This is a genomic window from Polyangiaceae bacterium (assembly GCA_015075635.1).
Classification (GTDB): Bacteria; Myxococcota_A; Polyangia; order Polyangiales; family Polyangiaceae; genus JADJKB01.
The window spans coordinates 1,341,139-1,364,013 of the sequence record JABTUA010000001.1; the positions used below are offsets into that span (position 1 = coordinate 1,341,139).

22 protein-coding genes and 1 tRNA gene are annotated in these 22,875 nt (G+C 68.0%); 12 read left to right on the top strand and 11 right to left on the bottom strand.

The features are described 5' to 3' along the window. Positions 1-15: 15 nt before the first annotated feature. Positions 16-345: a GxxExxY protein gene (locus HS104_06140; protein ID MBE7479552.1), complete on the bottom strand. Its 330-nt coding sequence runs from the start codon at positions 343-345 to the stop codon at positions 16-18. A gap of 477 nt (positions 346-822) precedes the next feature. Between HS104_06140 and HS104_06145 the strand changes: the two genes are divergently transcribed. After that, complete coding sequence (locus HS104_06145) at positions 823-1,188, top strand: DUF559 domain-containing protein (protein ID MBE7479553.1); 366 nt, start codon at positions 823-825, stop codon at positions 1,186-1,188. 97 nt (positions 1,189-1,285) lie between these two features. Here the strand turns inward: HS104_06145 and hemW are convergent, their stop codons facing one another. Beyond that, entirely contained in the window at positions 1,286-2,503 is a 1,218-nt protein-coding gene (gene hemW, locus HS104_06150) for a radical SAM family heme chaperone HemW (protein MBE7479554.1), read from the bottom strand. Positions 2,504-2,553: 50 nt separating this feature from the next. Between hemW and HS104_06155 the strand changes: the two genes are divergently transcribed. From HS104_06155 to HS104_06170, 4 genes are all read left to right on the top strand, one after another. Continuing rightward, entirely contained in the window at positions 2,554-4,716 is a 2,163-nt protein-coding gene (locus tag HS104_06155) for a bifunctional (p)ppGpp synthetase/guanosine-3',5'-bis(diphosphate) 3'-pyrophosphohydrolase (protein ID MBE7479555.1), read from the top strand. A 31-nt stretch (positions 4,717-4,747) separates the two neighbouring features. Beyond that, entirely contained in the window at positions 4,748-5,389 is a 642-nt protein-coding gene (locus tag HS104_06160) for a hypothetical protein (protein MBE7479556.1), read from the top strand. Positions 5,390-5,437: 48 nt separating this feature from the next. Next, positions 5,438-7,000 (top strand): beta-lactamase family protein, encoded by a 1,563-nt coding sequence (locus HS104_06165; GenBank protein ID MBE7479557.1) that lies wholly within the window; start codon positions 5,438-5,440, stop codon positions 6,998-7,000. A 56-nt stretch (positions 7,001-7,056) separates the two neighbouring features. Next, positions 7,057-7,128 (top strand) — tRNA-Gly (locus HS104_06170). 41 nt (positions 7,129-7,169) lie between these two features. On the opposite strand, the gene HS104_06175 is transcribed toward HS104_06170, so the two are convergent. After that, positions 7,170-8,435 carry a hypothetical protein gene (locus tag HS104_06175; protein ID MBE7479558.1) on the bottom strand — a complete coding sequence of 422 codons (1,266 nt, stop codon included), beginning with the start codon at positions 8,433-8,435 and terminating at the stop codon, positions 7,170-7,172. Between the two features lie 514 nt (positions 8,436-8,949). On the opposite strand from HS104_06175, the gene HS104_06180 reads away from it, so the two are divergent. Beyond that, positions 8,950-9,345, top strand: a complete 396-nt coding sequence (locus tag HS104_06180; protein MBE7479559.1) for a hypothetical protein — start codon at positions 8,950-8,952, stop codon at positions 9,343-9,345. A gap of 549 nt (positions 9,346-9,894) precedes the next feature. Here the strand turns inward: HS104_06180 and HS104_06185 are convergent. Next, positions 9,895-11,604: a hypothetical protein gene (locus HS104_06185; GenBank protein ID MBE7479560.1), complete on the bottom strand. Its 1,710-nt coding sequence runs from the start codon at positions 11,602-11,604 to the stop codon at positions 9,895-9,897. Between the two features lie 438 nt (positions 11,605-12,042). On the opposite strand from HS104_06185, the gene HS104_06190 reads away from it, so the two are divergent. Both HS104_06190 and HS104_06195 read left to right on the top strand, forming a co-directional pair. Then, the gene (locus HS104_06190; protein ID MBE7479561.1) at positions 12,043-12,378 is read left to right on the top strand and encodes a tetratricopeptide repeat protein; all 336 of its coding nucleotides are present in this window, start codon (positions 12,043-12,045) and stop codon (positions 12,376-12,378) included. Positions 12,379-12,645: 267 nt separating this feature from the next. Continuing rightward, entirely contained in the window at positions 12,646-13,170 is a 525-nt protein-coding gene (locus HS104_06195; GenBank protein ID MBE7479562.1) for a hypothetical protein, read from the top strand. 139 nt (positions 13,171-13,309) lie between these two features. Here HS104_06195 and HS104_06200 read toward each other — a convergent pair whose 3' ends face one another. Beyond that, positions 13,310-13,945, bottom strand: coding sequence for a DUF429 domain-containing protein (locus HS104_06200; protein MBE7479563.1), 636 nt, complete (start codon positions 13,943-13,945; stop codon positions 13,310-13,312). A 414-nt stretch (positions 13,946-14,359) separates the two neighbouring features. After that, positions 14,360-14,836: a PcfJ domain-containing protein gene (locus HS104_06205; GenBank protein MBE7479564.1), complete on the bottom strand. Its 477-nt coding sequence runs from the start codon at positions 14,834-14,836 to the stop codon at positions 14,360-14,362. Positions 14,837-14,886: 50 nt separating this feature from the next. Between HS104_06205 and HS104_06210 the strand changes: the two genes are divergently transcribed. Then, positions 14,887-15,180 carry a hypothetical protein gene (locus HS104_06210; GenBank protein MBE7479565.1) on the top strand — a complete coding sequence of 98 codons (294 nt, stop codon included), beginning with the start codon at positions 14,887-14,889 and terminating at the stop codon, positions 15,178-15,180. A gap of 41 nt (positions 15,181-15,221) precedes the next feature. Here the strand turns inward: HS104_06210 and HS104_06215 are convergent, their stop codons facing one another. Both HS104_06215 and HS104_06220 read right to left on the bottom strand, forming a co-directional pair. Then, positions 15,222-15,971: a hypothetical protein gene (locus HS104_06215; protein ID MBE7479566.1), complete on the bottom strand. Its 750-nt coding sequence runs from the start codon at positions 15,969-15,971 to the stop codon at positions 15,222-15,224. 29 nt (positions 15,972-16,000) lie between these two features. Continuing rightward, a complete protein-coding gene (locus HS104_06220) occupies positions 16,001-16,867 on the bottom strand; it encodes a hypothetical protein (protein MBE7479567.1) in 867 nt (288 codons plus the stop codon). 82 nt (positions 16,868-16,949) lie between these two features. Here HS104_06220 and HS104_06225 point away from each other — a divergent pair, with 82 nt between their 5' ends. Continuing rightward, positions 16,950-18,209 carry a hypothetical protein gene (locus tag HS104_06225; GenBank protein MBE7479568.1) on the top strand — a complete coding sequence of 420 codons (1,260 nt, stop codon included), beginning with the start codon at positions 16,950-16,952 and terminating at the stop codon, positions 18,207-18,209. Here the strand turns inward: HS104_06225 and HS104_06230 are convergent. Both HS104_06230 and HS104_06235 read right to left on the bottom strand, forming a co-directional pair. Next, positions 18,206-18,544, bottom strand: a complete 339-nt coding sequence (locus HS104_06230; protein MBE7479569.1) for a hypothetical protein — start codon at positions 18,542-18,544, stop codon at positions 18,206-18,208. The genes HS104_06225 and HS104_06230 overlap by 4 nt on opposite strands. A gap of 303 nt (positions 18,545-18,847) precedes the next feature. Continuing rightward, positions 18,848-19,417, bottom strand: a complete 570-nt coding sequence (locus tag HS104_06235) for a hypothetical protein (GenBank protein MBE7479570.1) — start codon at positions 19,415-19,417, stop codon at positions 18,848-18,850. Positions 19,418-19,623: 206 nt separating this feature from the next. Between HS104_06235 and HS104_06240 the strand changes: the two genes are divergently transcribed. Together HS104_06240 and HS104_06245 are read left to right on the top strand one after the other, a co-directional pair. Continuing rightward, entirely contained in the window at positions 19,624-20,958 is a 1,335-nt protein-coding gene (locus tag HS104_06240) for a hypothetical protein (protein MBE7479571.1), read from the top strand. A 30-nt stretch (positions 20,959-20,988) separates the two neighbouring features. Continuing rightward, complete coding sequence (locus HS104_06245; protein MBE7479572.1) at positions 20,989-22,206, top strand: PcfJ domain-containing protein; 1,218 nt, start codon at positions 20,989-20,991, stop codon at positions 22,204-22,206. 24 nt (positions 22,207-22,230) lie between these two features. On the opposite strand, the gene HS104_06250 is transcribed toward HS104_06245, so the two are convergent. Further along, a complete protein-coding gene (locus HS104_06250) occupies positions 22,231-22,869 on the bottom strand; it encodes a hypothetical protein (protein ID MBE7479573.1) in 639 nt (212 codons plus the stop codon). Positions 22,870-22,875: the final 6 nt, after the last annotated feature.

Here is a 22,875-nt window from a genome sequence, read left to right on the forward strand (position 1 = left end):
AATTTCGGGAATCGTTCACGGACGAGGGGTGGGTGCGGCGAGCAGCACTCGGCGGACGCCGCGTTGCAGCCGATGCACGTTGAAGTTGACCAGCAGTCCCAGCCGGCAGCGCGACGCACGCAGGTAGGAGATGACCTGCGCGAAGTGAACCGGCGCGAGCGCCTCCACAGCCTTGACCTCCACCACCAATCGCTCGCCGACCAGCAGATCGAGGCGGCACTCGCCGACGGCGAGACCGCGGTAGCTCAGCGGGATCGAGACTTGACGCTGGAACGGAATAGCGAGGCGGCGGAGCTCGATGGCCAAGGACTCCTCGTAGACCGACTCGACGAAGCCCGGACCCATGGAGCGATGCACTGCGAAGGCCGCATCGAGCACGACCGTAGCGAGTCGGTCCAGATCCGGGTCCGGCTCGGTCACGAGGTTGGGCGATCTCCAAGCCGTGGGCACGACCAACTCATCGGTTTCCTGCCCCAACTCGCCGCCGCTGCGCGGCGTCGGTCTTCCCCAAATTCGCGCTTCGCGCGAATGGGGAAGACGGGTCGTCCCGAGCTCGGTGCGTCTTCGCTCGTCGCTACGTGCGGTGTTCCGTAGCTGGCACGTCGTCGCACGCTGCTGCGAGCGGCCTGGTGTCCTCGGCCCGGCGCGGTGGTCGGGCTCCGCTCAACCGGCGCACGCTCTGCGCCACGCCGCTCGATCACTCGAAGCAACGGGCCGAATGTGTCGACGAATACGAAGCTGAGAGCGCCACAGGCGGCGTGTCACAGATCGTGCGCCCTGGGTCGCGAAGCCCGCCCACCACGCCGGGCCTCGGAGGAACCCATGTCCGCTCGCCCCATCACTCAGCTTCGTCGCCAGCAAGTCCTCTCGCAGCGTGCCGCCGAGATGCGTGCGGCGCCCACCCGGTCGGAGGCCGCCCTCTGGCAGGCGCTGCGGGCCAAGAAGCTCGGCGTCGAGGTCCGCCGTCAGGTGGTGCTCGGGAACTACATCGCGGACTTCGTCGTGCCCTCGGCGAGGCTCGTCATCGAGGTGGACGGGGGCTACCACTGCAGGCGAGTCGCCGCCGACGCGCGGCGGGAACGGGCGCTCCGGCGCCTCGGCTACCGCGTGCTCCGGCTCGACGCACAGCTCGTGCTGGGCGCCCTGCCGGAAGCGCTCCTGCAGGTGCGGCAAGCGCTCGTCGGCTGAGGCCTGCGCCTCTGCCTCTGAGACAAAGATTGCTTCTTCTTCTTCTTCTTCTTCTTCGTGGCGTTCGTGGCGTTCGTGGCGCGTGAATCTGCACCGGTCAAATCAACGAAGCGATCGTCCCGTCCGCGAAGAGCCACGCGCTCTTCGGGATCCTGAGCACGTCACCTTCCAGCGCGAGCCGACCCCGCTCCAGCAGCTTCTGCGCCGCCCTGCGGCGCTGGTCCGTCCACGCCGCCACGCCCAGCTCCTGCGCAGCGGCTCCCAGATCCAGGCCCTCGGCCAGGCGGAGCCCGAGCAGGATGCGCTCGCGAAGCGCCGTCTCGGCGTCGATGGGCTCGTGCTCGGGGACCAGGGCGCTCTCCCGCGACAGATCCACCCGCCTCCAGTCCGCCCCGAGGTAGCGCTCCACCGCGGGCGTGTTGCGGTAGCGCACGCGGCCGAGCGTGCCCCAGGCTCCCGTTCCGAGGCCCAGGTACTCGCCCCCGAGCCAATAGCCCAGGTTGTGGCGGGAGCGAGCGCCAGGCCTGGCGAAGTTGCTGATCTCGTAGTGCTCGAAGCCGAGCGTCGCGAGCGCCTCGTCCACCGCGACGAAGGACTCGGCGATGACCTCGTCGGGCAGGAGCGGCAAGCTCTTGTGCCGCGCGCGCTGTCCGAACTCGGTGCCCGGCTCGATGGTCAGCGCGTACGCGGAGAGGTGCTCGACGCCGAGCTCTGCGACTCGCCGCACCTCCGCCGCGGCCTCCTCCGGAGTCTGTCCGTGTACGCCGTAGATCAGATCTGCGGACACCCGGGGCACGCCGGCCGCGAGTGCGTCGCGCACCGCGCGGAGGCCACCGGCGGCGTCGTGCAGGCGACCCAGGAACGCCAGGCGTTCCTCGTTCAGGCTCTGAACGCCGATGCTCACCCGGTTCACACCCAGGTCGAGCAGGGCGCGCGCCCGCTCGGCGTCGAAGCTCGAGGGGTTGCACTCGACGGTGACCTCGACGTCCCCCTGGTGCGCAAAGCTCGCGCGGATACTGGCCAGCACCCGCCCGAGCTCCCGCGGCTCCCACAGGCTCGGCGTCCCGCCGCCGAAGAACACGCTCTCGAGGCAACCCTCGGTCAGGGCCTCCCGTCGACGTTCCAGCTCGGAAATCACGGCGTTCGCGTAGGCCGCATGGGGCAGGCCTTGCCGTTCGTGGGGAATGCTCAAGAAATCACAGTACGGACACTTCTTCAGGCACCACGGAAAGTGGACGTACACCCCGAGCGGTGTGAGCCGTTCGCCGTTGTTCGGGCGTCCATGCGGGCCCAACGCGGGTTTTGCGAGGGACATGCCGTGGTGATACTTTCCATGCGCCCGAGTCTTTCGCTCGGTCATCTTCCGTGCTCGACGTTCAACAGCTCGTCCAAAGAGTGCAGGGCTACCAGCCTGCAGCGGACACCGATCTGATTCGGAAAGCCTACCACTATTCCGAGTGGGCTCACCGCGAGCAGATGCGGAAGAGTGGCGACCCGTATTTCATCCACCCCGCCAGCGTCGCGGAGATCATCACGCAGCTCCGGCTCGACACGGCCAGCGTCTGCGCCGGATTGCTCCACGACGTGGTCGAGGACACGGGCGCCACCCGTGACGACATCGCGCGCGAGTTCGGCGACGAGGTCGCGCACCTGGTGGATGGAGTCACCAAGCTCGGCAAGATCAACTTCACCAGCAAGGAGGACCGCCAAGCCGAGAGCTTCCGCAAGATGGTGGTGGCCATGGCGCAGGACATCCGCGTCCTGCTCGTGAAGCTGTGCGACCGGCTGGACAACATGCGCACCCTGCAGCACATGAGCGCGGAGGGGCAGGAGCGCATCGCGCGCGAGACGCTGGAGATCTACGCGCCGCTCGCCAACCGCCTCGGTATTCAGCTCTTGAAGAGCGAGCTCGAGGATCTCTCGTTCCAGTTCCTGGACCCGGAGTCCTACCGCGACATCATGCACAAGCTCTCCAAGACCAAGAAGGAGCGCGAGCGCTACATCGAGGGCGTGTGTCGCACCATCTCGTCGCGCCTGGCGGAGCACGGCTTCGGCGCCGAGGTCACGGGCCGCGCGAAGCACATCTACTCCATTCACCGCAAGATGAAGTCGATGCAGAGCGACTTCGAGCAGGTGTACGACATCCTGGCGTTCCGCGTCTGCGTCGAGTCCATCGCCGACTGCTACGCCGTGCTCGGTGTGATGCACTCCAAGTGGACGCCGGTGCCGGGGCGCTTCAAGGACTACATCGCGCTGCCCAAGCCCAACATGTACCAGTCGCTGCACACCGCGGTCATCGGCCCCGGACGGCAGCGCATCGAGATCCAGATCCGCACCCACGACATGAACCGGGTCGCCGAGCACGGCGTCGCCGCCCACTGGAAGTACAAGGAGCGCAACTCCGGGGGAGTGGACCCGAACGCGGCCGAGAAGTTCGGCTGGCTGCGGGAGCTGGCGGAGTACCAGCGCCACCTGAAGGATCCGGCGGAGTTCCTGGAGAGCGTGAAGATCGATCTCTTCCCCGACGAGATCTACGTGTTCACGCCCAAGGGCGACGTGCGCATGTTCCCGCGCAATTCGACACCCATCGACTTCGCGTACTCGATCCACACCGAGGTCGGCAATCGCTGCTCCGGCGCCCGCGCCAACGGGGCGATCGTCCCCTTGCGCTACAAGATGCGCAACGGCGACGTGATCGAGGTGATGACCTCGCCGCAGCAGCACCCCAGCAAGGACTGGCTGGACTACACGGTCACCACCCGCGCGCGGAACCGCGTGCGCACCTTCCTGCGCAGCGAGCAGCGCGAGAAGAGCATCAACCTGGGGCGCGAGCTGCTCGACAGCGCCATGCGCGAGGCCGGCATGAGCCTGACGCGCCTCCAGAAGAACGAAGACGAGATGCGCCGGCTGTGGGAGGCGCACCGCACCGGCAGCTGGGACGAGCTCCTGCTCACCATCGGCTACGGCAAGCTCGAGACGGAGGACGTCGTCAGGTCGCTGCGCTCGAAGCAGCCCGAGGGCACCACGGAGCCGCCGCCGGAGCTCAAGACGGGTCGCATCGAGCAGCTGGTGCGCAAGGTCACCGGCAAGGACGTCGGCGGCATCCGCGTCAGCGGCGTGGACGACGTGCTCGTACGCTACGCCAAGTGCTGCAACCCGCTGCCCGGCGACACCATCATCGGCTTCATCACCCGCGGTCGCGGCGTCACCATCCACCGTCGCGAGTGCGTCAAGGCCTTCGACACCGATCCCGAGCGCCGCATCGACGTCTCCTGGGACACCAAGGCGAAGATCAACCGGCCGGTGCAGCTCAAGGTCACCACCACCAACAAGCCGGGCATCCTGGCCAACGTGAGCCAGACCTTCAGCGCACAGAAGATCAACATCAGCGAGGCGAACTGCCGCGCGCAGGACGACGGCCGCGCCTGCAACGTCTTCACCTTCCACGTCGGCGACCTCACCCAGCTCAAGAACGTGATGAAGGCCCTCACCAAGGTGCAGGGCGTCGTGGACGTCGAGCGGGTGTAGGCGAACCGCCGCCCGCGACGGAGCTGACTCCGTGTACCTGAACCACCACCTCCTCGGCGACGCGGACATCGAGCTGTTCCATCGCTACCTCGCGCCGCTCGCGACGGACGACTTCGCCCGAGCGAGCGACGGAGAGCGCGTGTCGCGTGTCGAGGGGGCCGTTACCGGCCTCGGCATCGACCTCGGCAAGTGGAAGGACCTGCACGGCGCGCTCGGGCTGCGCGGCGACGCGCTCGTTCGCCGGGTCGGGTACGTGATGTACTTCTTCCCGGCGTCTTTCGTTCACCAGCGCTCGAAGGGTGAGCTCTGCCAGAGCGGGGGGACCTTCACCCTCCATGCCTGGCTGGCGCTGAGCGCGACCGGCTGCTCCAAGCTGGTGCCGGCCGGGACGGACGCAGGCAGCGTGGAGTTCCGCGGCACTCACTTCCGGCGCTACGCCTGGCTCCGGGCGCACGAGCTCCGCGAGGTCCGGGCGCGGCGTCCCCTGAGCGAGCTCCGTGTGGCGGCGCGTGCCCAAGGCGACGCCCCGGCCTGGCCTCGCGAAACCGTGGACGAGCACGTTCAGCGCTCCATCGAGCAGTGCGAAGCGGTGCTCCGCTTCCTCGAGCCCGCCGCCAAGGCCGGGCTGGGCGTGCTGTCCGAGGTCAACAACACCGACTGGGAGTACGAGTAGGACGAGGCAACCTTGTCCTCCCCGGCGATAGGGTCGACAGTACGCGCCGTGGCGACGCGGCGCGCGTTCCTGATCGGCATGGCCGGCTCCCTCGCGGCCCTGTCTCCCGGCTGCTACTCGCAGCCGAAGAAGCCGTATCCGTTCGCGCCCACGCCGGAGGAGGAGCTTCGGGAGCGCATCGCCGCGCGGGTGCGCTCCTTTCACGCGGCAGCGCCGGAAGCCGGCATCACTGTCGGCCTGTGGCAGGACGGTCGCCCCAGCGTGTTCGGATTCGGTCGCACGGGCCACCACGATCCGCGCCCACCGAACGCGGACTCGCTGTTCGAGCTCGGAGGTCTGGCCGAGGTTCTAGTCGGAATCCTGCTCATGGAGCTGGTAGCGCGGAAGCGCGCGAGCCTCGACGACTCGGCTCGCGCTCACCTGCCTGCGACGCTGAAGCTGCCGGAGCACGACGGTCAGCCGATCACGCTGCGCCAGCTCGCCCTCCACACCTCCGGCCTGCCCGCGGTCCCCGAGCTCGAGGCCGCGGCTCGCGACGAGCCGGCCCTCGCCGCGCTCCTCGCCAAGACCCGGCTCGAGACCCCGCCCGGCCAGCGCTTCCAACCCTCGAACCTCGGGATCGCCTTGCTCGGCCACGCCTTGGCCACCCGCGAGGGTCGCGCCATCGGCTGGCTGCTCCGCCAGCGCGTCGCCCTGCCGCTCGGCATGACCTCGACCTCGACCTTCGAGCGCGACGTCTCCCTCGACGAGAACCGCCTGGTCGAGGGCCGTGACGCCCGCGCCCAGCGCGTCGCGCCGCGCTTCGACGTGCCGCTGCTTTCGACCCACGCGCTGCGCACCAGCGTGAACGACCTCCTGCGTCTGCTCGCCGTCGTCCTCACCCCCGGCGCCAATCCGCTGGCCTCGGCCGTGCACGCCGCCATCGGCACCCGCCGCCCGCTCGGCGACGGCACCGAGGTCGCCGCCGGCTGGCGTTACGACCCGGCGCGGGACCACCTCTGGCAGGCCGGCGAGTCCGCGGCCTTCCGCGCCGCCGTGCTCGTCGATCGCCCGCGTTCCCGGGCCCTGGCGCTGTGCGTCGGCTCCGCGGCCATCGACGCCCGCGGCCTGCTCTTCGAGATCGCGCGGGAGGAGTCGCTGCCGTCCAGTCGAACGATCCGGCCGACCGGTCCCACCGTGCGCGAGCTGCCCCCGAATGCCATCCGCGCCAACGTCGTCATCGACCGCCTCGTCCGCTTCACCGGGCATCGCGTCGAGAGCCCCGTCGCTCACCCCGGCGATACACTGCGCGTCACGCTCTACTGGCAGTGCCTCGCGCGCATCGGAGACGACCTGCGGGTCATCGTCTCCGGCGTGGACGAGACCGGGCGCGAGCGCCTGCGCGCCGATCACTACCCCGCCGACGGCCGCTACCCGACCTACCAGTGGCGCGTCGGTGACGTCGTCGCCGACGAGCTGACGATCCGGCTGCCGGAGGGCTTCGATGCCGGTCGCCTGACGCTGTGGCTCGGGCTCGGTGCCGGCGGTCGTGCCCTTCGACCCGAGCCGGGCCCCGAGGTCGACATCAGCGGTCGCATCCGCGGTCCCAGCGTGGAAATCACGCGGAAATAACCGTCGATTCGAGAGCTTGACAGGTCTCGGCCCGAGCGGTAGTTACACGCCCTTCCGCGGGAGTAACTCAGCGGTAGAGTGCCACCTTGCCAAGGTGGACGTCGAGGGTTCAAATCCCTTCTCCCGCTCAAGCAGAGCAGAACAGAATCAGCCGGTTAGCGTAGACGCGCTAGCCGGCTTTTTCGTTCTTGGCACCACCTCCAGGATCCGAAGCACCACCTGAAGCACCACCTACTGTGGGAAACGCACCACTTTGGTGCATTCGATCACTACCGGCGTCGTCAATCCCGCGCGTCCCGAACAGGCTGATGACGCGCCCGATGCTCTCCCGCTGCTCGTCGGGTTGGACCGTCGAGTAGTGGTGCTGCATCCGCTCCGTGAGGTGCCCCGAGATGCTGCGCGTAACGAGTGCCTCGACCTTTGCAGCTCGAGCCAGATCGTTGAACGTGCGGCGCATCCCGCTCTGCGTGAAGGCGTAGCCGAGACCGATGGCCTCGGACACCTCCGCGAAGGGCTTGTTGAGCACTGTCGGCGACCGATAGCCACCCGTTACGGACGGAAAAAGCAGCTCGGACTCTGCTTGCGGCGGGGTGACGAGCTGCGTGTCCACGTGCCACCCCAGGACGTCCAGGACTTCCTGTGGCAGGTCGATGGTGTAACGGGTCTTCTGCTTGGTGGTGTTCAACGGCGTGTCGCCGAGCGTTTGTGAGCGGCGGACCAGGAGCCGGCGCTGCTCCCACAGGACGTCTGGGGTCGGCCCCGCGCGCCTGAGCGGTCGCAGCGACGACGGGCGCAGGCCCGTCGCCAGCCCGAGGTAGGTCATGGCGTAGTGCGCCGGGTGGAGCTCCCGGAGCGCGGCCAAGAACTCCGGCACCTGCTCGCGGGTCAGCGAGTTCGGCGCCTCCTCGGGGTAGGTGACGTGCTCGGACGTGTCGAAGTCCGGCACGCCCTCCGTGAAGGCTTCGGGGAGCTTGAACCGGCGCTTGGCCTCCTGCGCAATGACGCGCAAGACCGACAGCCAGCCGTTGGTCGTGTTGGGCGAGTACTCGCCCGCGACGATCAGCTCCACGATGCCCTCCCGCCACGCCAGCACGTGCTCGCTCCGGATCTGGTCGACGAAACAGTCGCCGAAGCCGGGCACGTGCCGTGACTCGTCGGCGGTAACGGTCCCGCCGATCAGGTGCTCGAGGGTGTACTTCCAGCGTTCAGCGCTTTTTGCGCTTTTGAGATGCCCCTGTCGGAGCTTGTGGTCCAGGACCGAGAGCGCGAAGTCGGCGAAGCGCGTCTTCGGTAGCTGGGCAATGACGAGGCCGGCCCGCACGCGTGCCCGCTCGTCTTCCAGCCACTTGAACGCCGTCGCCAGGTCCGCCTCGGGCAGGACCCTCTTGATCTCCTTCATGCGTCCCGTCAGGGGATCGACGACCCGGGCTCGCACGAGATGACCTCCTCCTTTCCGTTTCCAGACGCCCGGCACCCGCGTCGGGGTGACCAGGCAGTTCCACTGTGTCTTCCAGTTGTCCATGTGCGACTCCTTTGGGCGCCGCACCCGGACGATCCGACTCGACCGTAACAGGTGTGCCGCCGCGCAGAAATCGGTCGAGCTCCGCTGGGTCCCACATCAGGGTCCCCCGTCCGCCACGGCTGCCGGCGGCGACGATGCGCCCCTCGTGCTTCGCCTTCCTGAGCGCGGACGTGCTCGTGTAGCTGCAGTAGGCCGCCGCCTCGCGCGTCGTCAGCAGCCGTCGCGGGATGGCGGCAGGCGCTGGCACAGGGGCTGGGCCGGGCTCAGGGGTTGGTTCCGGTTCCGGGACTGGCTCTGGTGCCGGCTCTGGCTCTGGTGCCTGGTCTGGCTCTGGTGCCGGCTCTGGGTCTGGGTCTGGGTCTGGGTCCGCGCTGGCCGAGGGCGACGCCCGTGCCGGGCGGGGCCGGCGAGGGCGCGCGCGGCGACCATGGCGGCGAACCCGGAACCGCGCGTGCCGAAAGCGAGCAGCGGAAGGCATCGGGGCTGGGGTTGCGAGCTTCTGCATGCGCTCGGCGACCGTCTCACGCAGGGCGTCCAGGATCTGCTGGCTGACCTTGGCCTGCTCGGGCTGGGGCAGCTCCAGCAGGTTTCCCGCGCTGGCGGTGATCTCGGCGATCGGGTCTTTGTCTGGAGGATTGACGAGGAGGTCCTGGAGCACCGGCCAGAGCTCGTCAGGGCAGCCAGCCCACGAGGCGATGAAGGCATCGAAGGCGCGGAGCTCGTCCGCGCACACCCCGAGCAGGACGGCGGACTCGCGCGCGGCTTCGATGACCGCCAGGGCCGCGCCGCGGTCTCGCGTGGTCACGAGGTAGGTCAGCGCTGACTTCGGGTCCTGACGCCACCAGGTGCGCCACGTCACGCCACAGTAGATCCGCCAGCTCTCGGGCGAGCCGGCGAAGGCCGTTACTTGCTGGGCGACCTGGCGCGCCTCCGGCGAGCACTGGCGTGCGATCTTGACGACCTCCTCGCGGGCCCGGTCGAGAACCAACCGAAACGGGTCGGCTGCGACGAGGGTGTCGAACAGCGGGCGCATGTGTCCTGAATCGTGAGCGCTGATGGACAGCGGGTCAAGGTCGACTTCGCCGGCGAAGGCTCTGGTCGCCGGCAGGTGTTACGGGCCGACGAACGACGGGGTGGTGCGCCTCCACCTTGGGGCTACAAGAGCGCGCAGGCGCCGCTGTCGTGCACCGCGGGGGACGCGGTGGGGGAGCGACAATGCCGCGGGCGGGATAGCTGATTTGGCGGGGTTTTCTAGCTGTGTTCGGGGGCGCCGTCTGCGAGCCTCGCGGGCAGCAAGAACGCCGGCGCGGACTTCGCGGCGATCGCACTCATTCAGTGCTCGGCGTGCTCCGCCCCCCGACGAGGGACGAGCTCAGTTCCAGAACCGAGCAGCCCACATCCTGAAGCTTGGGGTCGTGTACGGAGGGAGCCATTTGGTGCTGGCCATCACGATTCGTCCGTCCTTCTGGAATCCGATTCGGATGCCGTACATCAGCAGCGACCCAGTCGAGACCACGTATTGCCCGCCTTCTCCAAAGGCACCATCGAGCTTGAAGTCAGGCAGGAAGCGGGTCAGCAGGATGTGTTCGCCGACAAAGCCAACGGCGAGTATCTTGTTGTCTCCCTGGCGGATTAGGTGGGTAGCGTGCTGTGGGAAGGTCACGGATCCGAAGACTCCGAGGGTCTGCGTGTCCTTCCCCGCCGAGTCCACGAGCGACAGCGTTCCAAGCCCTTTTCCGGTCAAGACGATGAAGCTCGAGGGAGGCTCGAAGAGGAACGCATGAGCCTGTCCGCTTGTGGGAGCGAATAGGAGGCTCTTGCCTTGCGTGCCGAAGTTCGGATCCGGAGCGCCTGTCGGAGTGAGCTTTGCCATGAGCGGCTGGTATGACTGCGGGTCGTAACAGTCGTGAGACTCTCCGACCAGCATGATGCTGCCGTTCGTATTTATGCGCGCTTCATTGGCAAGCTCGCACACCGTGCCGGCCACGACGACTAGCCCCCCAGCCGCAAACGTGGAATCGATCTGCCCGTCCGCACTTAGTCTTGCGACTGCGAAGTTCCAGTTGTTGGAAGCGTTCAGTGCGCTACCTGCAAGCAGAAGTTTCCCATCGCTTTGCACGACGAGATTGCGCGCAGAGAATTTCTTCGCCGCCGCCGGCAGCGTAGCGGTGCCGCCACTGCCGAACGCAGAGTCGATCGATCCATCCGCTTGATACCGACGTAGGACGCCACCTGTGGGAGCATTCGACTCGGTGAAGACAACCACCCCTTTCGCTCCTTGGTCAGCGATTACGGTACCGCGCTCGTCCGCGGCGATGGGAGCGTGGACTGTGCCAGACCCGCCAAACGTGGAGTCGGGCGTGCCGTCTGGCTTGAACTTCGCCAGCGCCGTGCCGTTTGGAGTCGTGCCTCCAACCGGGCCGACTCCCACCCAGCCAGCAAGGACGATGCTGTCGTCCGACCGTATCGCCATGTCGAGGCAGTAGCTGTCTACGCCGCCCGCGTGCGCTTCCAGTTGGCCTTGGTTGCCAAAGGTAGTGTCGAGTGAGCCCGGTCGTCCGCGGACGAACAGGCTGGTTGCCGCAGTCCGGTTCAGCCCTGTGCTCGACCCAGTGGCTGACACCGTGATGTCCTTCGGACCTTGCGGCGCGGCTAGCGTTGCACTGATGGTGAGCGTAACCGACGCATCGGTGGGCGCTGCAATGGCCGTCGTTGACACGACTCCTGCGGGAAGGCCCTCGGCGGACACCACTGCAGACTCGGAGGACCCGCTGCTCCTGGTGATGGACACGGTCAGCTCGACTGAGTTCCCCAAGGTAAGAGTGACCGGCCCCGGCGCACTCGATATCGAGAAGTCGCCCACTGCCGAATCGGGAGGAACCGCGTCGGCCCCGTCGGTCGTCGCATCCGCTCCGCCGTCCGGTGCCGCGCCTTCACCGCCGGCGTCCTTTGCGCTCCCGCAGCTCCGGGTGTCCTCACAGGAGTCCGAAGAGCTGCAGCCCTGTGCGAGCACGACGATCGAAATCAGAACTGACGCGAAGCACGCCGGGCGCCTTCTCAGGTACCTCCGCCGAATGAGCATGTCGCCGAGTCTACTACCGTGGGAAAAGTTGAGAACCCCCTGGCGACCGAGCGAATCCTGGTGCGACAAGCGGCGACGTTAGCCACTCCGAGATGCGAATTCCGGCTCGGCCTATGTAATCGATCCGCGTCCATCTAGACTCCAGCCCTGCGCGGCGACGACGTCGATGGTGTCTTGGCCCCTTGGCTTCGCCCGCCCGCCAGGACGTTCCGGTCGACGCGGACTCCGTCCGGGCGCGAGGCGCCGAGGCGTCCCTGCCGCCCGCCCATTGGCGACCACTCACGTCCAGCTAAACGCGGCCCGACCATCGTGGCCTCCGCGGTGTTCTGCCTCGCGTGGGCGCTCGACGGCCCCGCACGTCCGTCCAGTCGGACATTCCGTGTCCCAACGCGGGTTGGAGCTGTCGCGTCCAATGCTCACACTCTCGGGAGCAACGCGATGACCCAGACTCTTCCAGGCCCCGCCGATCCCGAAAAGCCCGCGCCAGTGCCGCATGCGCTGCGTGCGCTGCACGCCCGGGCGCTCGGCGCGTTCGCGGCGGGCCGGTACCGCCGCGCGCTGCCGCTCCTCGGGCGCCTGGTCCTCGCGCTCCCTGTCGGAAACAGCCTGCGCCCGACCGTGCGTGGGTGCCTGGCCCGGGCCTTCATCGAGCTTGGCAACGTGGCGGCGGCCCGGCGCGAGCTCGGCCATGCCCTCGCTGCCGAGCCTCAGAATTCGACGTTTCGCACGGTGCAGAAGTTGCTGCGCCGAGCTGAGCGGGAGCGACCGCTGTGAGGGCCCGAAGCAAAGGAGGAGACGGATGGATCCAGGGATCATGATCGTGTTGGCCGTGGGCCTGAGCTGCGACGGGGACACCGCGCGGCTGTGCCGGGTCGTCGTGGATCCCGCGGCGTCCCGGGGGGTCCCGGCGCTGAGCAGCGCATCGGTTGTGCTTCCGGCGGGCGAGAGTCGGAGCAGGAACGTGCTGCGCGAAGAGCGTCGCGGCGAGGGCGCTAGCGCGGGCGAGGCCGCCGCGCGACCGCGCCAAGCGGAGCCTCGCTGATGCTGGAGCTTCGCGAGATGCCTTGCGTTTCCGGCTTCGCCACGCCGGAAGAGCTCTACTGCGTCGCGCTCGAGCCGGCGCCCCTCTTCGGAATGCCGCATCCCATGCGGCGGCCGCCCGCGGACTGGGAATCGCTGTTCGAGGCAGGGATCCGCGGCGTGCTCTGTCTGACCGGCGAACGAGCTCACTACGACCCCACGCCGGTGGAGCTCCTGGCTGCTGTCGAGCTGGAGGATCTGTTCACGGGCGCCCCTCCGGCCGATCCTGGGGCCGAGCTCGCGCTCATCCGCCGGCACGTCGACCTGGTCCTCGATCGCCTGGCGAAGCACCAGGGAGTGGTCGTTCACTGTCTCGCCGGTCGCGGGCGCACGAGCACGGTGCTGGGCTGCGTGCTGGTGCGCCTGGGAGAAGAGCCGCAACGAGTCATCGACTACTTCGACCGCTTGCACAAAGCCCGGGGACGCACCGGCTGGCCCGAGGCGGAGTGGCAAGCGGGTGTCGTTCGGGGGGCGACGGAGTGGTGAGGTGACCACCAATCGTGCTCGCGGCTCCGCATTGGTGCTTCGGAAACGCTTGCTCGTAGAGTGACTGCGGGATGTCCACGAGGCCCAGAGTTGCGAGGTCGTGAAGCAGGCGCAGGTCCTTCGGAGGTACCGGTTGCCCCTATCGGGTGAACACGTAGAAAGGGCCCCAACCTCGTGCGTCTGACGCCGACTGGTTCAGCCGCCGCAGGCGCTCCGGAACGCGGTGGTAGGCCCACGCAGCCAGCGCACAAACCGTCGAATCGATGACGCCGTCATCGAGCTCAGGGGTGGACCCTCTGAGACTGAAGGCGGCGTTCAGTCCTTGCCAGAGTGCATCCAGCCACGCTTGTCGACGCGGGTCCTCCTTCTTCTTGTAACCCGAGACCGCCTCGCTCTGGTCGGGCAGGAGGAATTGCAAGCACGCCCGGGGGTGCGTCTCGAGCAGGGTGCCGACTCGCGGAGCCAACGCCTCGGCGAGCTGTCGCCCGCGTACCGGCACCGCCATGAGCGAGTTCTGAGAGGCGACCCAGTCGCGGCAGCCCGCCGGCAGCAAGGCCCGGAGTTGCTCGTCCGAGGAACGAAACCCGTTCTCCTCGCTCAGGGCGTAGGTGAGCTGCGCGTCGACCGCGGCGGCTGCCACTTCGTTGCTCGTTGCGGCTTCGACAATTTCCGCGAGCGTGCGTCGCGCGGGGCCGTTCACCAGCGTCAGGCCGTCGTCTTGCTCCACGATCAGGCAGGCCCAGGTGTTGGAGCGGCCTGCCACGTCGATGCCCATGAAGAGTGTGTCCATGCCTCGTCCTTTCTGACTCTCACGACTGCGCCCACGCTGACGACGGGGAGGACGGGAGCCTGACGTCGAGCTGGAGGATCTGTGCACGGGCGCCCACGACTAGTGCGGTCTCCTCCTCATCTAACGGGTCCCCGAACATCTCGATGAATCGTGGCCGCGCCTCGCGCGACAGCGCCTCGAAGCACAGTCGCGCGAACTGACGGTCGGCGCGTACCCGGACGACCAAAGCAGCGAAGCGCAGGCCGAAACGCCCGACGCACTCGGCGCAGAACACGCTCGCGAGCCGGGACGGAGTCAGACAGCACGGGCAGGCGCCGATGCGCGGCAGAGCATGGGAGGTCACTGCAGTGACAGACGCTCGGCGTGCGCTCCGCTTGACAGGCCCCAGCCCCCCGCCGACTAACGCGCGTGCTTGGTCGGCTTCTTCGCGCTCTTGCGCCGAGCCTGCCGCTCCTTCCACTCGACCAGGGCCGAGCGATGCCACGCGAAGACGGCTTGCCACGTCTCGTGCGCTACCGGGCCGTTTTGAAAGCCGCGGAGCTGCGCAACGCGCGGGTGGCTCCCGCTCAGGTCGATTTCCAGTGTGGCTCGCTCGGGGCTGAGGACGCGGTAGATGCAGGCCAGACGGTTCCTCACGTCCCGGGCGTAGACCACGGAACAGTACTGCATGACACGCCCTTCCGCGTCGAGCTCCGCGAGCGTCCGAATGGGAACGATGTCCTTCGACCCCCGGAGTGCGGGCCTCGGAAATTTCTCGCGGTCATCAGTGGAGAACGTCTTGTCTGTCTGGATCAGCTGGTCTGCCAGCTCGTCGTGCAGAGTGCGCAACGCGCCGACCTGCTGAAGGTTGCGGAGGCGAGCCTCGATGTCTTGCACGCCCAACGCGGTCGCCAGGCCGGTACCGGTTCTGGCACTGGAGCTTCAAGGTGTACGGGCTGCAGGACGTCACGACACGCATCGCCGCGGCCCTGCGCGCGTTGAGCTCGGACGGCATGCTCCACCCGTGGTTCGTGCAGATCGTCGACGAGGGAACGGGCCGCAAATTCGAGGGCAGTCACAACGAGCGATGGCTGCACGAGACTCGTCCCGTCGTCGAGGCCTTCCTGCACGCGAAGTACTTCCTGGAGATGGTCTGCCGCTACGGACGTGAGCTCGAGGAACCTCCGAAGACGCTGCCGAGCGGATGGGCCGCGGTGCTGGAGCTGTACGGCATCCGGTGAGCGCCCACGGAGGCCCCGAGCCTCGCCTCAGCGCGCAGCGCCTAGCACAGCCGCTCGAGCACGCGCTCGGCGCGGTCGCGGTCCGTGTCGGCGGCGCAGAGCTGCTCGAGCAGCCGCTGGCCGCGACTGGCCCATTGCCAGAGCGTCTGCTCGCTCGGTTCGCCGAGGTCCTGCTGGCGGAGGCGCTCGGCGACTTCCGCCGACGTGTCAGCGCAGATCCGCAGCCAGTAGCAGGTCCAGATTTGTGCCCGCGCCCGGGACGTCGGGGGCGCGGCCGCAGCGGCCGCGTCGGCGTAGTGCCGGATCGCTGCGTCGCGCGCCCGCGCTTCCTGGTCCAGCTCGACCAGGAAGTCGGCTCGCGGGAAGACGCCGGACTGCTCGGTGTGTGCGGCGGCGGGCGAGTCTTCGGCCACGTGACGGGCGCGGAATCGGGCGCGCGAGCGGTGCTCGTCGATGGCGGCGTTCGCGGCCATCGTGCGCAGCCAGCCCCTGGCGTTTCGCACCGACTCGGGTTCCGGCTGCTCGAAGTAGGCGTTGACGCGGATCAGCACCTTCTGGCGGAGCTCGTCGAGGTCGAGGCCTGACGCGTTGCAGAAGATCTGCCCGCGGTGGGCGCGCAGTGAGCGGTCGAGGCGCGTGAACCGCCGCTCGAAGGCGGCGCGGTCGCCGTCACGGACGGCGCGGTGCACGGCGCTGACGGCCGTGTCGAGGTCCGGGACGTGGGGCGGGGGGCACGAGGTGCCCGGTCGAGGGTCGAGGGGGTTGCGGGAGCGGGACGCGGCGTTGTTCATGCGCCTTAGTACTGGCGAGCACGTCCGGGTTACGGCGGGTGGCGGAAACAGTGACCATGGGCTTCACGGGTCAGACGCTCCGTCGCATGCCACGCCTCCTGGCCTTCATGCTCCAGGAACGCCCACGTGAGGATGTCCGCGACTGCGTGCTCCGCGATGCGCGTGCGAGTCTGCTCGTCCAGGCTGTCGTGAAGCGCGGCGAGCTTCGCCGTCGCCCAGCGCATCCACATCGCCTCCGTCGGGCGTCCCCCGTCGAACGCCGCCAGCGCCGCCCCGCGCTCAAACATCCAACGTTCCCGTCCGTCGACGACGCGTTTCTGGCGCGGGACGCGCTCGGCGAGCGCCGGGTCCTCGCCCACCTGCTCGAGCAGCTCTCGCAGGGTGCGCAGCTCGCTGGTTGCGCGGCCGATCTTGCGGAGCTCCGCATCGTGACGCTTGAGCGTTCGCATCACCTGCCGCGGCTCGCGATCGAGCTCTGCCGCGAGCTGTGCCAGAGACACCCACCCGTCCGGGGCTCCCCGCTGCGATCGCTCTTGCCCTGGCGACACCTTGCGTCGACGCAAGCGCCGCGTGGTGATCGGGGCGGCGGCACGGCGCCGCGGCAGCTTCTTGGCGAGCTTCGCGACCTTCCCCGCGTCGTAGAGGGTGCGCCAAGCCGTCTGCCCGTCGGGAAGCCACGTGCCCGCGCGCGCCGGCTCTAGGTGCACCCGCAGCGTCGTCGTCGGGATGCCTTCGAATCGCGCGTCCCTCAGAAGTTGAGCGAGGGTCACGGTGCCAGGGGGCTGAACCCCGCCACGATGTACCGCCATGGGCCGACCCGTCGATGAATGTAGCCTGGGTCTCGACCACGACCAATCCGCCAGGGGGCTGCAGGTCTCGGTGTCAGGAACGCCCACGGCGCAGCGTCCTCAAGGCTTGGCGGCTAGGTGCCAGGCTGATATGAACGGCGCGCACGTATCTGCCGGACGGAGCGAAGTCATGCCCAAGATCGTCATTGCAGACAACCAGTGGTGGTACAGCAAGTACCCGCTCGGTCGCGAAGTCGCAGAATGCCAGTACGTCGTTCTAAACATCGGAGGGCGACAATGCCCCATGGTGCACTCGGAGCCCGGGAAAGACGGTCGGCCCACCCACTCTTTCAAGTTCGTCAACAGAGAAGACGTCGCGCTGTGGCGGAGCCTTGCCGGCAGCGAGGTCGAAGTAGCCATCGACTACGCAGGCCCAGAAGACCCCCCCATTGATCTAGCATTTGGCGACGACAGCGCGATCGAGCACGTCGATTCGACGGTTCCCGTTCAGCACTTGCGGGCCGAAACCACGGTCCGTCGAGCGGGCGTGACCCGCTTCGACGCCTATGTGTTTGTCGACTTCAGCGCCAACTCTGAACCCAAGGCAGGGAAGGACAGCATCTGGGTTGGCGAGGGCGTGTTCGTCGAGAATGTCTTGGTCGTGTCCGCCGACCGGGCGTCGAATCCGCGGACACGCGCGGACTGCGCGTCAGAGATTGCGGGCAAGATTCGCGGCCACGTCGAGGCGGGGCGCAAGGTGCTGCTGGGGCTCGACATCCCCTACGGCTACCCTCACGACGCTTACCCACTCCTGTTTCCGAATACTGATTCTCCAACGTGGAGCACTCTGTGGAGCCACTTGGAACACCATGTCGAGGATCTCCCTTCCAACCGGAACAACCGATTCGAAGTAGCAGCGTCGCTCAATGAGCTCGCAGGAGCCGGCTTGTTCTGGGGTTGCCCGGTCTCAAAGGCGGGGCCACATCTGCGCCCGACAAAGAGCGCGCCCATTTCGACCCCCGAGTACCGCATTGTCGAGCAGCGGCTCCGGGCGAGTCGCCGCAGGGCGTTCTCGCCCTTTCAACTCTTTGGCAACGGCTCCGTGGGAAGCCAAGCCATCCTTGGCATGGCGATGCTCCACCGCCTGCGGAGCTCGCCGGAGCTTCGGGGCCTGGTGTGGCCGTACGAGACTGGGTTCCAACTTCCTGAAAACGCAGACGTCGTACACGCCGAAATTTGGCCGGGGTGCATCGACGTGGACTTGACCCTACATCCCGTTCGCGACGCGGCCCAGGTGCTGAGCTACGTGAAGTGGGCCGCCTCCCACGATGCCGCGGGCTCCCTGGCGGGATACTTCTCCGATCCCACCACGAATCAAGAGGAGCGCGCCGCGGTTCTGCGACGAGAGGGATGGATACTCGGCGTCGGATCTGCCACGCCGCGAGGCTAGCTCGAGCCGCCCGCCCTCATCAGCGGAGTCGGGGGAGCGCTCGCCTTCACCATGCTTCGCATCAGTCGTGCTCGACCACGGTTCGAGTCGGAGGCGGCAATGGCCAGGATGAGCGCGGCGCCTTGCTTGGCCTCGGCCTCGATGTCATCGCCCAGAGCTCCGGCCTCGCCGGCCAGGGCGGCGGCGTGCGCCGGCGGCAGATCGCGTACCCGGAGATAGAGCCAGGCAAGCAGGCGAGCTGGGCCGAGGCGCCCTCTGGCGTGGAGTCGCGCGAACAAGGCGTACTCCATGAAGTGTTGGGCGAAGGCGTCGGTGCTGGACCGGCGGTGTGTCATGGCTCGTTCCCCTGTTCTCGGAGGCGAGACGACGAGCGCGAGCTCTCGCCTGACACGGGTCAAGACTGGCGTTTCGGAGCGCAATTCTCTTCCGAGCCGAAGTGCTGGACGAACAGCTCCTTGTGCACGGGATCTCGGATCGCGTCCAAGACCATGGCAGCGAACCTGCGGTCCCTCCGCACCCGAGCAGCGAGCTCCACGAAGCGGTGTCCCAGCCTCGAGCCGCACGCTGCACAACCCCGTGCTCGAGGCGCGCCGTGCGTCGGCACACGGAACAGCGCCCGATCTCCGGGCTTCCGCTGGTCACGCGAGCGCTCCGACCCAGGCTTCGAGAACTCGCCGCGCGTCGGTGCCGGGTTCCGCGAAGTCGGGCGCAGCGCGCAGGCTGCGGCGTGCCGCATCTCCGCGCTGCTCGACGACCCACCGCGGATGGTCGCTGCAGTCTTCGACCGGGTCCGGGCTGGAGCCCCCGCCGCACCCGCACGTGACATGCCAGCAGGCGCTCTGGTACCAGCGGAGCGGCGTCGGCTCGATCCACAGCAGGGCCTCGTCGAGCCACCGCGCGTTGTCACAGTCGGCGATCTGCTCCGCAACCTCGACGAGCGCGCGGTGGCCTGGCCCGTGGTGGTAGAGCCACACCGCGATGGCTTGCCCCGCTCTCCAGCTCGATTCCCAGGCGCCGACCTGGGCAACCACCCACACCAGGTCGTCGGGGTCGAGCAGGTGGGATTGCCGCTGCTCCAGCGCGTCGAGGACCACCGCTTCCGCGTCGGCGGTGTTCCGCCGGAGCACCGCCAGTCTGAGGTCGCCTGCCACATCGTCCCGACGAGGTCGTCGATTCGCCGCATTCCAGGCGCTGGCCTGTCGGAACACCTCTCGCGCAGCTTCCTTGTCACCTCGGGCGCGGGCCTCCTTGAGCTGTCGGCCGAAGTCCGGCTTGTCTGCCATTCGAGCCTCCTTGGTGAAGGTGACGATCGCCCGCGTGGAGGCCTGACAGGGGCGTAGAGGCCTGTCAGGTTCGTCGTTCCCACTGCGTCGAGGGGTGACACATGACGCCAGATGACCTTCGGGTTCGGTACGTGGAGGCCCTGGCCGAGCAGGTCCGGGACCGGGAGGCGGTTGGGCTCGATGAGGCGCTGGCCGACATGGGCGCGCAGCTCGCGGGGACCGAGGCCACCGACCTCCGAGACTGGTTCGAGTGCGCCTACGAACGCAGCCGACTCATTGCCGAGGCTGAGCGATACACGGTACCCGACCGGGAAGCGCTCCCGCCAAGTGCCTGCGACACGGAGACGCTGCGCTCGCTCCGTAGCACACTGCGGAAATCAGGGCTCGCGCAAGACCGCCGCGCGATCGACCTCGAGGAGCAAGCGACAGGCGCGGTGTCGAACGCACCCTCGGACATCGTCTCGCACGCTGGGGCCGTCGCAACCAGCGACGCGCGCACCAAGCTCCGCGTCCGTGCCGCGACTTCCGCGATAGAGAGTCGGGCAAGCTCGCAGGCCGAAGGTGAGCTCGATCTCGAGGCCCAGCTGGAACGCCTGGCGCGGGGCGTTCAAGCACTCGGCCAAGACCCGGCCGATGCAGCTGCAGCGTGCGACGTCTGGGTCGCGCACTTGGCTCTGACCTTTGAGATCAGGTTCGCCAGGGACAAAGCGCGCGTCTGTCGCGAAGCGGCCGAACGCATCGACCAGGCGATTGCCCTCGACCTGGACCGCGACCGCAGCGAGCGCCTGAACGGCTATGCCCGGGAGTATCCGGCGCTCGTCGGTTTCATCACGGAGAGCACGAGCCTCCTGGCCGTCGAGATGGCGGATGCCGAAGTTCAGGCCGGTTCCACGGACGACGGGCCGGATGACGATGCGGACCCGGGGGATGAGGAAGACGAGGGCAGCGAACCCTTCGACTGGGACGAAATCAGCCGGAAGCTCTCTGCCGAGCCTTCGACTCCGCCGTCACCGCGAACGTACCCAGAAGCAGTGCTCACGGGCCTCTGGTCGGGGACCGGTCACGCCGTGGTCGCGCTTGGGCTCGGAGCCGTATCGGGCGGCATTCTCGGCTGGGTGTATCCGCTGGGCCAGGGGGTCTCGGGACAGGTTTCGGGAGTACTGATCTTCGGGCTCGTCGGTTCGGCGCTGGTCCCGGCCGCCTGGGGTTGCGTTCTGGTGCTTCAGGCGGCGCTGAAGGTGCTCCAAGTCAACAAGCTGGTCGGAGTCGCGTTGCTCGGCGCCATTGCTGCAGTCCTGGGGGGTGCAGTGGACCTGTGCTGGGGCAGTGAGCCGGTCGCGATCATCGAACGCGGAGGGCTGCTGGCCATCCTGATCGCAAGTGCGGTTGGCCTCGGCGCTGCCGCGGTCGTGATGTTCGCATTGACCGCGATTGCGTTCGCGATCGCGGCGGCGTTCCGCAGATGACCCCAAGCACCCGGGCGAAGGAGTGAACGCTTGCCTGTTCGACCCCTGTCCGAGCTGATCCCATTCGGCGGAAGCGGCGCCGTGCAGCCGCCGCGGGCGAAGTACCGCTTTGCAGAAGGCTCGCTGTGGGTCAGCTTCGCCCCGTTTCTCGGCGTGCAACTGCGGCTGTCCTCGTGGCCCGACGGGCTCGAGCTCTACCGCCAGGACCTCGAAGGCTGGGTCCGCGAAGAGATGGACCCGCAAGTCCTGAACGTTGCCTCCGTGGAACGGCTCCCCGGCTACCATCCAGTTCGACGCTTCGCCGCCGACATCCCGGAGTGGGCACGCCAATCAGCGCGCCGGTACGTCTCCTGGCAACTGACGGTGCTCCGGTTGCTTCGACATTGCCCAGCCGCACGCGATCTGGCTCGGGGGGCTCCGACGTTGCTCTGGCTGTTCGCCTCGGCGGTGGATCGGCGTGACGTGAGCATGCCTCGCGCGTCGCACCTTCTCGAGCACCGACGCGTCGAAGTTCTCCGCTGGTGTGCCGGGGAACAGGCTTCCGCCTCGACGCTTCGCTTCTTGCAGAAGTTCGTCGCAAGCTATTCGCGCGGTGAGCTCGAGCTGCTCCAGCGCGCTCTGTCCGAGCCAGAAGTAGTCGCGTGGTTTCGCCACGAACCGGAGGTTCGGGTCGGCGACCTTCGTCGAGTCGTGCTCACACCACGCCTCCGCCGCTTCCGGTTCTTCCGCGAAGCGGTGGCCCAAGGCGAGGAGCGACCCGAGCTCGTGACGGAGCTCCCGCTGGTCGTGAGGGACGTGCGGCGGCTCGGCGCGGCGCTCGGGAGGCGCGACGTCTCCGCGGTTCTCGACAGATGCCGAACCGTTGCCAATCTGCGACAGCTCCACGATCGATGGAGCGACCTCGTGAACCTCGCAGCCGCGGAGCGCCGATTGCCGGACTATGTCGAACGGTACGGAAGCCACGAGTTCCCACGTGCGCCGCTTCCGGGCACCGAGAGCATCGTGCCCGTTGCCACCGTCGATGAGCTTGCCGCCGAAGGGCGTGAGCTCCGTCACTGCGTGCTCGCCCATGCTCCGGCGATCTTCGAGGGCAGGGCGTACGTTTACCGCGTGCTCGCTCCGGAACGAGCCACGCTCGAAGTCGCGATCCAGGGCTCGGCACTGACGCTGGCGCAGCTCCGGGGAGCCAGGAACGCCAAGGTCAGCGAGGAGACCCAGGAGGCCGTGCTGCGGTGGTTGGCGGGGTGAAGTCGAGGCGGTCCGCGGCCGGAGTCACTTCTCTTCGTCGAGGTCGATGACCTCGGGGGTGACGCCGCGCTCGTCGCTCTTCTGGACAGGTGGATCCTCCTTGGGCTTGCCCTCGTCGCCTTCCGTGCTGGGCGACGCCTTTTCGAGATCCTCGTCCTCGACCGGAGCGCTCGGGGCCGCCTCGGCAGCAGCACGCAGCTCGCGTGCGTGGCGAGACACCGCGGACGAGCGTCGGAGAGCCACGAGCAGGTCTCGAATGCTCCCGCGGTCGACCCGTTTGTTCGAGGTGACGAACTCCGCGGTGAACTCGTCCAGCTTCTCCTCGCCGGCCAAGGCGACCATCACGATCTGGACTCGGTGGTCGCTCGAGAGAAAGCCCCTCTCCTCGACGACTCGCACGGTCGGTTGCAGGACCAGATCCGCGCTGGCGCGCTGCTCGACGACCCTGTAGCCCTGCTTCTCGAGGTGGGACTTGAGCGCGAGATAGACGCCCCCGCTCGCGCCGAAGATATCCTTGGTCGAGACGTAGACTCGGAGAGCGGCAAGCTCTTTCGGTGCGCTCTCCTCCGGTCGGGCGTCTTTGGCAGGAGGTGAAGTCGCGGGGCGGTCGCAGGCACCGAGTCCCGCAGACAGCGCTCCGAGGAGGATGCAGGTTCGCAGCATCGGCAG

What these genes read in the sequence shown, in the direction of transcription:
- HS104_06185 (MBE7479560.1), bottom strand. Translation starts at nt 11,604, where the DNA reads ATGCTCATTCGGCGGAGGTACCTGAGAAGGCGCCCGGCGTGCTTCGCG.
- HS104_06200 (MBE7479563.1), bottom strand. Translation starts at nt 13,945, where the DNA reads ATGGGCATCGACGTGGCAGGCCGCTCCAACACCTGGGCCTGCCTGATC.
- HS104_06180 (MBE7479559.1), top strand. Translation starts at nt 8,950, where the DNA reads ATGGCGGCGAACCCGGAACCGCGCGTGCCGAAAGCGAGCAGCGGAAGG.
- hemW (MBE7479554.1), bottom strand. Translation starts at nt 2,503, where the DNA reads ATGTCCCTCGCAAAACCCGCGTTGGGCCCGCATGGACGCCCGAACAAC.
- HS104_06225 (MBE7479568.1), top strand. Translation starts at nt 16,950, where the DNA reads ATGCCCAAGATCGTCATTGCAGACAACCAGTGGTGGTACAGCAAGTAC.
- HS104_06145 (MBE7479553.1), top strand. Translation starts at nt 823, where the DNA reads ATGTCCGCTCGCCCCATCACTCAGCTTCGTCGCCAGCAAGTCCTCTCG.
- HS104_06215 (MBE7479566.1), bottom strand. Translation starts at nt 15,971, where the DNA reads ATGAACAACGCCGCGTCCCGCTCCCGCAACCCCCTCGACCCTCGACCG.
- HS104_06230 (MBE7479569.1), bottom strand. Translation starts at nt 18,544, where the DNA reads ATGACACACCGCCGGTCCAGCACCGACGCCTTCGCCCAACACTTCATG.
- HS104_06190 (MBE7479561.1), top strand. Translation starts at nt 12,043, where the DNA reads ATGACCCAGACTCTTCCAGGCCCCGCCGATCCCGAAAAGCCCGCGCCA.
- HS104_06250 (MBE7479573.1), bottom strand. Translation starts at nt 22,869, where the DNA reads ATGCTGCGAACCTGCATCCTCCTCGGAGCGCTGTCTGCGGGACTCGGT.
- HS104_06140 (MBE7479552.1), bottom strand. Translation starts at nt 345, where the DNA reads ATGGGTCCGGGCTTCGTCGAGTCGGTCTACGAGGAGTCCTTGGCCATC.
- HS104_06195 (MBE7479562.1), top strand. Translation starts at nt 12,646, where the DNA reads ATGCTGGAGCTTCGCGAGATGCCTTGCGTTTCCGGCTTCGCCACGCCG.